This window comes from Rothia sp. HMSC068F09, assembly GCF_001812775.1.
Lineage (GTDB): Bacteria > Actinomycetota > Actinomycetes > Actinomycetales > Micrococcaceae > Rothia > Rothia mucilaginosa_A.
Window position 1 is genome coordinate 5,476 of the sequence record NZ_KV810428.1, and the last position, 705, is coordinate 6,180.

At 59.7% G+C, this 705-nt stretch carries 2 protein-coding genes; both read right to left on the bottom strand.

Annotated features, from left to right (window positions below; all coding sequences use genetic code 11):
* The coding region (locus HMPREF2874_RS06280) for an IS3 family transposase (protein ID WP_141754238.1) at window positions 1-486 on the bottom strand (486 nt) is incomplete at its 3' end.
* Window positions 486-705, bottom strand: a 220-nt coding sequence (locus HMPREF2874_RS09525) for a helix-turn-helix domain-containing protein (RefSeq protein ID WP_246823786.1), incomplete at its 5' end; no start/stop codon positions are given. The genes HMPREF2874_RS06280 and HMPREF2874_RS09525, both read right to left, overlap by 1 nt.

Sequence of the window (705 nt, forward strand, 5' to 3'; positions counted from 1 at the left end):
CATCGAGATGGAATGGGCAACAATCTCTTTACTGGCAAAGTCGTACACCGGAGCGAGGTAGGCCTTACCAAAGGAGAGCTTAAACTCGGTAACATCGGTACCCAACTTCTGCCAAGGACCAGTCGCCGTGAAGTCGCGACCGATGATGTTGGCGAAACTTTGCCCCACGTCCCCCTTGTAGGAGTTGTACCTGTGGTAGGCCCTCTCACGGCGTATACCGCAGCGCAGCCCCATCTCGCGCATCATCTTCAAAACCGTCTTATCGGCAATGCGCACCCCTTCCTCAGCGCGCAGGCACATAGCTACCTGCCTGTGACCGCACCCGTTGGGGGTTCGCGAAAAGATTTGGGCGACCTTGGGACGTAGCTGTACTCTGGTTGGCTGCTGGGGGTGAGCCAGCGCGTAGTAGTAGCTCGACCTGGCAAGACCGGCGGCCTTGAGGAGATCGCACACCGCATGTCCGCGCCCTGAAAGCTCAGCGACCACTAGGGCTTTGTCCCGGTTTGGGAGCGCCTGTACGCCTTCAGGGCAATCGATTTTTTTAGGTACACCACCTGCGCCTCAAGCTTGCGCACACGCTCGGCAAGTTCCTCCTCACGCGTTGGCGGCAACACCCGCACCGACCCCTTCGGCCTGCCCTTGGGCTTAGGCTTAAGCGCCTGCGCGCCACCCTCACGGTACAGCCTGCACCACTGCTTCAACGGT